We start from the raw sequence: 10,485 nt of genomic DNA, 5'->3' as shown, positions 1-10,485 counted from the left end.
GTTATAAAAACGTATAAAGACCACCTATTTCCATAAGTGATCTTTCTTTATGATTCTGCATTTGTACACTTCTGTAGAAAAATAGTGTAGATACGCTTTGTTTGTTAAATTTTTAGTCCTCTCCATTTACTAAAAAATATAGCTTAATACAATTAATATGGTATTCGTTACATTGCAAACTATTATTCTGTCTTCTGTACAAGCACACTACTAAAAATCAATTCAGCAACTTTTACATATCCTTTTGAGTTTGGATGAATTAAATCCTTAGACCAAAGCGTATTGTCATTAACTAAAGGATGACTCCAAAAGTCAACATGATGAAGCTTATACTCTCTACTCAGTGAACATATAACATCATTTGCCTCTAATAATTGTTCCTTTATTATTTGTTTTTTTTCAGAAGCGAAAGGAAGCCTTACTGTAAAATCCGGAAGATTTGCTATCATAATATCAGCACCTGTTTTACTTAATGTATTTATCATAAATTCCATATCATTCTTATATGCATTATGATTCCAACGTCCTTTTAAAACGTCGTTTGCACCTGCAATTAGACTAACCAAATCTGGTTTAAAAGTTAATGCTTTTTCCAATTGCTGCGAGCGAATTTCTTTAGTTACTAACCCACGCTTTGCAAAATTGGCATATTCTATATCGTTTTCACACAGTTGAACAAAATGATCTACCCAGCTTTTTAATGCAATTCCCTCTACTTCATCCCCTATTCCCTCTGTAAAACTATCACCAATCGCTACAAATCGCTTCCACATATGTAGTCCCCCTTTATTTTTAACCATATCTATACTATACAATAGCTCACAACGTAATTGTTATTTCTAAGTGTTTTTTGATTTCAATTATATTCCACTTTACTATATTTACATTTAGAATCCAAAATTGACCGATTCCCAATATACTTAGGAATCGGTCATATTCGTATATTTACTAAAGAGATAAAATCTCTCTAGTCATTATACTTTTTTCAAAAAATTTGTTGTTCTTTGTTTTGCCCAGTTGATACATTTCTTTTCGATTAAATGATACGAAACTATAGAAAAAAGGAGTGTCATTGTAATGCACAAAGTAAGAAGGAATAAGATAGATATCTTTGTATACAAAAGTTTAAATAGTACCATCATGATTGGAAAATGACACAAATAGATACTGTATGAAATTTCTCCTAAATATACAAACACACTCTTATTTAAAAATGCTTTTACTTTTATGTTACTCATGGCCATTATAATAAATATACTAACACCCATTACGACACCCCAATCTTTTAATAAGAAAGTAGTATCATTACGGGAAATACCATAAATTAAAATGGAATATAAATATAAAATAACCCCTAGTGCAATAAGAAATCCTTTATTAATTTTTTTCATATTCCTATATGAGTAGATAAGTTTTTCCTGATGTTTAAAAAGTAACATCCCAACCATAAACATAGATGTAAAATGCAGTGTATCAGCATAACCATTATAAAACCCCTCAGCTTTCCCAATATGCAACATATTAAGAAAAACATTAATTAAAGAAAAGCTCAAAGCAAATAGTATCGTTTTCTTCCAACTCAGTTTATAAAAAAGAAGGAATAAGAAAGGAAACACAATAGATATACGCATTTCTTGAGCCAATGACCAGATAACTGGATTATAATTTTCCGTAAAAAAGTTATTAAGAAGCACAAAATGGTTTATAATATCTAATTTTGTTATAGAACCTTGCCACCTATCATAGAACCAATCCCGTAGTCCTACCACTTCATACGGTGAAAATAAAATAAATAAAGCAAAGGTAATGATTATCCAAAAATAATAAGGGATATAGATTCTTACAAATCTCTTAATTAAATATCCCCAATAATTTGTTTTTGAATGGTAAAGTGCCATAGATAACACAAAACCACTGAGTACATAAAAAACGATTACAGCTTCTCCACCCGCCCATAAAATCCTAAGCGGGGAAAATTTAATAGAATTAGGCAACGATGGTAGCATTAAACAAAAATGTCCAAATACCACGGTAAGTGCTGCTAACCCTCGTATGGAATCTAATTCTTTTATTCTCTTACTCATAAAATGTTCTCCTTGTAAATTGTAGATTTTGCTGTTCGTAAAGTCCACTATACGAATGTAGTGGGAGGATTGTACATATTGTTTCTTTAAATTCCTAATATAAGCAGTACAAAGTTAATTTGACCTCCATTTCTTTATATACATAATTTAAAACAAAATATTTAATACAAAGAAAAGATTTTATTAAATTTTTATAAAATCTAATTACAGAAATACGTACCGGATATTAATTTTTTATTGTCATTTGATGGAATAGTGGGTGGTTTTTCATCATGTAACTTTATGAAACTAACCTTGCACCTGAACCCTTTAAATCGAAAGATTCATAATAAACGCCATCCTTTCTGTATATTTCTACAAAAAGAATAGCGTTTTTTGATTATATAGATACAAATTTAATTTAGCTTGATAGCACTACCACTACAAATAGTTCTGAAGAACCAAATTTGAGAATTAATGCAATCTACCATTCCAAGCTATCTACATAAAAATCCATAATACTTTGAAACTCCGTATTTCAGATTAATTTTTAGTTTTATCTTATAAAGTTAGCTTTTTACTATATCAACCGCACTATCCCATATACCGCTAAAGAAAGATCCAATTTGGCGCATAAAACGTGTAAACCAATTTGCTTGTTCTACATCAGATTTTGTTACAAGGTCTATTTGTAATGATTTACCTGATAAGAACCCAGGATCTGTATTATCTTTAGGCGAGATAATCATTTTACTTATTGTTACACCTTTTTTAATAGGCGCTTCTTGTTCTTTATTCGATACTTTAAATTCTTTTTTATAAACATCTTTATTGCCCTTTGGCATTGGAAGTGAAACAGCTTGCTTTGTTTGAACTACTACATCTTTGTCTTTCGCATTTGCAACTCGCAAAGTTTCATGCCCTTTTACTACTGAATCTTTTCCGTAGATATTCTTCACTTCAAAATTCGCAAATCCATAATCATATAATTTCTTTGTTTCATCAAAACGTGCTGTATGGGAGTTTGCTTTTATCACTACAGATATTAGACGCATACCGTTTCTTTCTACTGTACCAGTGAAGCAATCACCGGCTTCTGGAGTAGTTCCTGTTTTCAACCCATCTACACCTTCGTATTGCTTAATTAAACCTTTTAACATCATGTTAAAATTCACCATATCAATTGGATACTTGCCACCCTTTTGGAATGTTTTTTTTGGAATTTTTGCTGTATCTAACATTTTTGGAAAATCTTGAATAAGACGTTGTGCTAAAATCGCACAATCTCTTGCGGACATTTTATTTTTCTCGTCTGGAGTTGTCCCTTCTGGGTGATATCCTTTTAAATCATAGTTTGTTAAGCCTGTAGAGTTTACAAATTTATAATTTTTCATTCCAAACTCTTTTGACTTATCATTCATCATTTTCACGAAATCGGCTTCTTTTCCAGCAATTTCTTCAACTAAAGCAATTGTCGCACCGTTCGCAGAGTAAATTGCCATTGCCTCATATAACTCTTTTACTGTATAAGAGCCACCATTTTCTAATGGAACGTTTGATAATGAGCGATCTTGCGAAATCTTATATGCATATTCAGAGATTTTAACTTTTTGATCCCATTTAAGTTTTCCTTTATCCACCGCTTCATGAACTAAATATTCACTCATCATTTTTGTCATACTAGCAATTGCTAGTGATTCATCCGCATTTTTTTCATATAAAATTTTTCCGGAATTTGCTTCTACTAAAATTGCTGATCCTGCTTCTACGTCTAAAACAGGAACTGTTTCCGCTGATGCTCTTCCAGATGTAACAATTATGCTACAAAATAGTGTAAGCACTGTTACTATTGCAATAAATCTCTTGCAAAACATACCTTTCACTTCTGTTACCTCCAATATCTTTGTACTCAAAAAAAGCGTTATTCTAACATAATCCTTCAAAAAATAGACAGCGATATCAAATTCTATATACATATAAGACATTAGGACGACTTTCATATAAATCATCTCATCCCACCCTTTTAGGCACACTGACACTTAGTATTCCCACACATATCCCTCTTTTTAATACCTTTGTATTTTTCAAAATGATTCGTACTTTCATATTTTTTAGGATTACACTTAATAGACAATATAAGTAATACATTTGTTCCACATTTATAAAAAATAAAACCAGTGTGTCCCGATTAAATTTTGAGGCACACTGGTTGCTAAACTTACTATCGTTTCTTCCATTATTCATATCAATGAACTCTCCCTCATTCTATTAATTATTTTATAAAAATAAAAAAATTAACTTATCAGTATCATGCCTACTATGAATGACCTATTTGAATTATTAACTTAAAAAGTTTCTTAAGTTTAAAAAAAAGCTTATGGAACCTTTCATTCCATAAGCCATTCTATATGATCGGATGTTCAACAATAAAGGATATCCAACCTTCTTTATATTCTGCATGTATATTACCATTATGAAGTTCAACAATTCTTTTTGAGATAGCGAGTCCCAGTCCATTTCCTTGATTATCTTTTCTTGCCTTATCACCCCTGAAAAATCTCTCAAATAATTTATTTGGATCGCTAACAGGTGGTTTCTCAGCTTTATTTGATACTTTCAAAATTGCCTTATTATCAATTACGTCAAGACATATTGATAATTCGGATGGCTTCATGCTGTAATTTATCGCATTCATAAACAGATTTTCATAAACACGTACCATTTTTTCTACATCCATGAAAATAGGTATTGATTCTTCCGTTATTGATTTTTGAACAATTAAACTTTCCTTTTCAAATATAGGAGTGTATTCCCCAACTATTTGCTCCAATAAACCCGATAAATCAACTTCATTAAAGTTTAACTTGGCATCGTTGTCTGATAAACGGGTATACTCAAATAATTCATCAATTAGATATTTCAATCTCTGTGATTTTAAATAAGTGGTTTCGAGATATTCCTGTAATTGTGCTTTACTGTCGTATTGCCCTCTTTTTAATAAATCTACATAACCGATAATAGATGTCAATGGTGTGCGTAAGTCATGAGATACGTTGGTTATGAGTTCATTTTTTGTACGTTCCAATCGTCTTTCCTGTTCAAATGTATTCTCCAATTCCTTGGACATGTAATTAATATTTTGAGCAAGTTGAGTCAATTCGTCTTTTCCCTCGATCTCAATTGTCAAACCCAGTTTTCCATTGGCAATATCATTCACATTATCAGAAATGAGCTTCAAATATACTATTTTCTTTCGAACCAATATTAAAAAAATGATTATAAAAGTAAAGATCGCTAACGCGAATATAAGAAATGTAAGTATATTATTTTCAAATGCACTAAGATTATCAAGATAGTGATTTAGAGTTAATGGAATTATGATATATATAAAAGTGAGGATTGTTAAACCAAACGAAACAAAAAAACTAACTGCAACAGCACCAAGAAGTTTTATAATTATCTTATTTCTAAACCTAACCTTCTTCATATTTTGTACCCAATCCCCCAAACAGTTTTAATATAAATTGGATGTTTAGAATCTTCTTCAATTTTGTCTCTTATTTTTGTAATATGTACCATGACGGTATTATCCGATTTATAAAAAACCTCTTTCCAAACTGCTTCATATATTTTTGCAACACTCAGAACAATTCCTTTGTTACGAGCAAGTAGTTCGAGTATATCAAACTCTTTTGGAGTTAGCCTTACTTCCGTGCCTCTTATCCATACTTGACGTGTATCTGTATTTACAGTCAAATCACCAATTTCTAGTATACTTTTATCATTATCTGCATTTGTATTATATTTTTTAAACCTTCTTAATTGGGATTTTACTCTAGCGATTAACTCCAACGGATTAAACGGTTTTGATAAATAATCATCGGCACCAGAGGCTAAACCCTGAATTTTGTCTATATCCTCTGATTTTGCAGAAAGCATGATAATAGGCATATTTCTTTCTTCCCTAATCTTCATACACGCTTCAATACCATCCATATTTGGCATCATAACATCCAAAATAATAAGATCGAATCGCTTTTCTTCTAACAGTTCTAACGCTTCAATAGCATCTTCAGCCTTTTGAGTTTTCAGACCTTCATTTTCCAAATATACAGAGATAAGATTTCTAATCTCTTTATCATCATCAACAATAAGAATTTTTGACTCCATATGATTCCTCCACAATTTTCTCGTATTGAACAACTAAAGGCATAAGCAAGTGGTACATTTTTATACGCCTTTTTGTAAACCTCTAATTGAAAGAACAAAAATAATATAATCAGTATAAAAGATAACGTCTTACAATTTTCTTGAGATCCATTTACAATTAATATTTTTTTCTCCATAAAATTTAACTTTTAATAAAAAATAATTGCTTTATGACTCCTTATTTTAATTAATTTTTTTATTACACCATTATTTTATAAAACTTATAAAAAGAAAAAATATCCTCTTCAATACGATCTTAAAGGATATTCTTTTGCAAATCTCATTTTTTACTTGTTACTTATTTTCACCAGTTTTTCTCCTTGTTCTAAAAGTGTTTCATAGTCATTATTCTCTTTAATTTCTTTAATTTTATTTTCAATTGTGGGTGTATTATTTATATTAAAGTACGTATTTAATACTTCATATGGTGTCTTTCCTTGTTTGATTGCACTATCTTCAATAGCTTCTTTCCATGGTATATTTGCTTTATCCATGCTTAATTCAAGCGCTGAACCAGTCTCATATTTCATATTCCGTTCTAAAAACTTTGGAGATTCTGCCTGTCCATTAGCAATAAAGTTGAACGCCTCCATAAAAGTAACATGATATGGCTTCTGTTTCTTTGCAAGTACCATAAGATTTCCACCAGTTAAATTACTATATCGATACTCTAAGTATCGTGCTGAACCTTCTATCGCTTCCGTTTTTGTTTCTCCAATTAATTGAGGCCATTTTTTCAAGCGATAGTTACGTACAATTGTCCAATCATATAATACCTTATTAATACTTTCTGGGTTCATATCAATCATCGCTTTATCTAATAACTTAAATTCTAATCCCATTAGCGCGTAATTTTCTTTATTAATCGGATATTCGTAAATAAACTCTCTACCATTTGCATCATATGTCCAATCTTTTTGTTTATAAGCATGAAAAGCTTCATGTAATAAGAAAGACGAAAAATCAAAATATAAATCTGGATTACTAAACATTTTAGGATAATATTTTAAATAAAATACATCCATATCGTTCATATTTATTGTCCCAAAGTTCCAAGGAATCCAGGTAGAAATTGTTCTAAAATCAAAACGAGTTAAGCGATAGACTTTAGGTAAATGCAGAGAATTGGGAACTTTTATTTCTTTTGCAAAAATACTATTTTCTAATCCCGTTACATTAACTGCATAAGCTTCTTGTCTAAAGAATCCCCCGTCTTTATTACTACGTATCAGAACCAATGGCATTTTTTCGAAGCGATAATCTTCATTCCAAAGTTTATCACTCGATTCTTCGAAGCTCTTATAAATAGTATATAATTCTTTTAACATGTTTTGATCTGTGTTATCTAAAGACTTAAACTCAGTATGATATGTTTTATTTAAAATTATGCTTCCCAACATACTTCCTATAAATATTACTAATAAGATTAAAATTACCTTTAAAAATTTTTTCAACATACACTCCTTTTCTAAAACGATAATCCTTATGATGAATAAGGTTTACAAGTTTTATGTTAATTAACACTTTTTTGGTGCAGGCCTAATTTGAAATAATAACTACAATAGATACCATGAATACAAGGTAGTTATTGTAGTTAACAATTTATATTGGATGATAATTCAATTTTATTGTAAGGGATAGTGCAATCGTTCCTACAAATGAGGATAAATTAGTACTCAATGTAGGAACGATGCTATCTGGCCCCTTCATGATTAAGATATAGAAAGAATAGTATTTTTCTCTTTTAATTGCTTATACATATCTTCTTGTAAGTTATAGATGAAATGGCCCCCTACTTGTATTTACTTTTCTTCTAACACTTTCTGCCGCTCATTGCTGCATATTTATATCTCAAATTCACTTTCTATTTTGCTTACATGGTATTTTTTCATTTCAGCATAACGGAGGGCAATTCTGTCAATATTTAGTATACATAATATTATTACATTAACCTTCTTTCGGAAGTACAATTCTTTTATACAATTGAACTGTAATCACATAGTAAATCGAGTAAATCACTACGAAAATAATAATTGGTAGCCAAATACGAAAGTACGGATCAGCCAAAAGAACGCTGAACATGTTCATACCAACTAATATGTGAACAATACCCACAATTGCTGGGACTAAAAATACGAAGAATAACTCCTTATAAATTGATTGTATTAATAACTCCCGGCGAACACCGATTTTACGAAGCATTTGGTAACGTGTACTATCTTTGGATGCACCGGATAAAATTTTAAACATTAAGCAGCTTGCCATCATTGCTAAAAATGCAACACCAACGAAAAAACCCATAAACATTAGTCCGCTGGCAAAATCATGACTCACAATATACGCTTGATACTTACTATCCAATTCTTCCGCTTTCACATTTTTATATTTTGCTATCTGTAATTCATCAAGTTTTTTCCATTCTTTTATGTATGATCCAAAATCATCTGTTTTCCCCATAAACACAGTACTTTCTTTACCCTTCAGCCCATCGTAGATGTTTTGATTTACAATTTTTATTTCATAATCAGGATACACATAATTTGACTGGATCGTTCTGAAAGCCTGGATCCATTGTTTTGTGTTCATCTCTCCTTTAACCCACTTTATTGAAAATGCACCAATGGGTATTTCCTCTGAAACTTTCTCTATTTTCATACCTTGCAAGAAAGGGCGATTTTTTTCTAAATCTTCTTTAAGATAATAAACATACCTATCATCAACTTTGTAATGATATTCAAGTTTTTCTTGAAATAAGATATTATCCAAAATTGTCTTTTCTTCTGCTGTTGGATTATGAATGACTGAATCGTAAATTCGTATTTGATCTGTCATGTTTAGGATGTTGTTTTTAAATGCCATACCACAAGCAATTCCACCAGCACCCAGAGCCACTAAGATTGCTACTGTTGCAAGCACATTTGTTAGACCATTAATGCGGAAATTTAATTGTGCAAAAGTAAAAGCATTGAGGCCTTTTTCACTACGTTTTTTATTACTCTTTAGCTTGTTAATCATAACTGGGAGAAGTGATCCAAATATTAGGTAAGTACCAACGGTTGCTGAGATTAATCCAACGGCCATTAATCCCAAAACAATTAGCGAATTTGCATATGACATATAAATCAGTGATGCATAACCAATACCTAATAAAAGAATACCAAGGAATGCAATTACAACGGTCATTTTTCCTTTTATGGCAACACGTTCTGTTTGTTCATCTGCATGTACAAGTTGCAGTACAGAAATACGAGATAATTTAATACTATTCATAATTGCTGATAATATAAATAGTGCAAAGAAGAAGACGCAAGTAATAGCTATAGATGGCAGATAAAGTGCTTTATAACCTTCGCCAGCAAACTCGAGTTGTTTCATTAATAGCTGACCGATACCTTCTGCAAGTCCAACACCAATTGTAATTCCAATCAAAAGAGATGTGGCACCTAATATAATTGTTTCGATAAACATAAGTAAGGTAACTTTATGCTTTTTTGCTCCTAACATCATATACATACCAAATTCTTTTTGACGAAGAGCTGATAAGAAAGAGTTTGCATATAAAATATAGAAAAATGTGATAACCGCTAACAAAAAGGAACCAATTTTAAATACAGACACAATATCCCTAATAGAAGAGTTAGATTCAAGGAACGTTTTATTGGATGCTAGCGTTTGAAACATATAAAAAGTTGAAATAGAGACAATAAGACCAACAAGTAAAACAATGTAATCTTGCAACTTACTTTTTAGGCCTGACATAGAAAGCTTAAATAACATGATTGAACTTCCTTCCTTACGCTTTTTGTGTGCCCAAGTTTGCAAGCACGTCTAAAATTTCTTTATAGAATTCTTCACGGGTACCACCGCGATGAAGTTCTTTATATAACTCACCATCTTGAATGAATAAAATACGCTGGCAGTAACTTGCGCTGTAAGGATCATGCGTAACCATCATTATGGATACACCTTGCTCTTTATTTAGGCTTGTCATGGCATCAAGTAAACTCGTTGCATTTTTGGAATCTAGAGCTCCAGTTGGCTCGTCCCCTAAAATAATAGCAGGTTCATGCACTAACGCACGTGCTGCTGCTGAACGCTGCTTTTGTCCACCAGATACTTCAGATGGGTACTTTTGAAGAATTTCTGTAATCCCTAGCATATCCGCTACTTTTTCTACTTTCGGTCCAATATTACGTGATGAAACACCTTGAAG

General features: G+C 31.2%; 8 protein-coding genes. All 8 read right to left on the bottom strand.

Going from position 1 to position 10,485, the window contains the following annotated elements; translation table 11 throughout:
* Positions 1 to 182: 182 nt before the first annotated feature.
* Positions 183 to 773, bottom strand: a complete 591-nt coding sequence (locus tag DN394_RS23340; protein WP_000265882.1) for an SGNH/GDSL hydrolase family protein — start codon at positions 771 to 773, stop codon at positions 183 to 185.
* Positions 774 to 974: 201 nt separating this feature from the next.
* Entirely contained in the window at positions 975 to 2,084 is a 1,110-nt protein-coding gene (locus DN394_RS23335; RefSeq protein WP_252197157.1) for an acyltransferase family protein, read from the bottom strand.
* Between the two features lie 548 nt (positions 2,085 to 2,632).
* Positions 2,633 to 3,946 (bottom strand): D-alanyl-D-alanine carboxypeptidase family protein, encoded by a 1,314-nt coding sequence (locus DN394_RS23330; RefSeq protein ID WP_064470659.1) that lies wholly within the window; start codon positions 3,944 to 3,946, stop codon positions 2,633 to 2,635.
* A gap of 521 nt (positions 3,947 to 4,467) precedes the next feature.
* Positions 4,468 to 5,550: a sensor histidine kinase gene (locus tag DN394_RS23320; RefSeq protein WP_000757765.1), complete on the bottom strand. Its 1,083-nt coding sequence runs from the start codon at positions 5,548 to 5,550 to the stop codon at positions 4,468 to 4,470.
* A complete protein-coding gene (locus DN394_RS23315) occupies positions 5,547 to 6,233 on the bottom strand; it encodes a response regulator transcription factor (protein WP_000444074.1) in 687 nt (228 codons plus the stop codon). Before DN394_RS23315 ends, DN394_RS23320 begins: the two co-directional genes overlap by 4 nt.
* Before the next feature lie 326 nt (positions 6,234 to 6,559).
* Positions 6,560 to 7,726 (bottom strand): hypothetical protein, encoded by a 1,167-nt coding sequence (locus DN394_RS23310; RefSeq protein ID WP_064470465.1) that lies wholly within the window; start codon positions 7,724 to 7,726, stop codon positions 6,560 to 6,562.
* Between the two features lie 493 nt (positions 7,727 to 8,219).
* The gene (locus DN394_RS23305; RefSeq protein WP_000897825.1) at positions 8,220 to 10,049 is read right to left on the bottom strand and encodes an FtsX-like permease family protein; all 1,830 of its coding nucleotides are present in this window, start codon (positions 10,047 to 10,049) and stop codon (positions 8,220 to 8,222) included.
* Between the two features lie 16 nt (positions 10,050 to 10,065).
* A partial coding sequence (locus DN394_RS23300; protein WP_149294291.1) for an ATP-binding cassette domain-containing protein occupies positions 10,066 to 10,485 on the bottom strand: 420 nt, incomplete at its 5' end.

It is taken from the genome of Bacillus sp. BB081 (assembly GCF_008368895.1).
Lineage (GTDB): Bacteria > Bacillota > Bacilli > Bacillales > Bacillaceae_G > Bacillus_A > Bacillus_A wiedmannii.
This window is presented reverse-complemented; position numbering and strand designations above follow the sequence as displayed.

What these genes read in the sequence shown, in the direction of transcription:
- DN394_RS23340 (WP_000265882.1), bottom strand. Translation starts at nt 773, where the DNA reads ATGTGGAAGCGATTTGTAGCGATTGGTGATAGTTTTACAGAGGGAATA.
- DN394_RS23335 (WP_252197157.1), bottom strand. Translation starts at nt 2,084, where the DNA reads ATGAGTAAGAGAATAAAAGAATTAGATTCCATACGAGGGTTAGCAGCA.
- DN394_RS23320 (WP_000757765.1), bottom strand. Translation starts at nt 5,550, where the DNA reads ATGAAGAAGGTTAGGTTTAGAAATAAGATAATTATAAAACTTCTTGGT.
- DN394_RS23315 (WP_000444074.1), bottom strand. Translation starts at nt 6,233, where the DNA reads ATGGAGTCAAAAATTCTTATTGTTGATGATGATAAAGAGATTAGAAAT.
- DN394_RS23305 (WP_000897825.1), bottom strand. Translation starts at nt 10,049, where the DNA reads ATGTTATTTAAGCTTTCTATGTCAGGCCTAAAAAGTAAGTTGCAAGAT.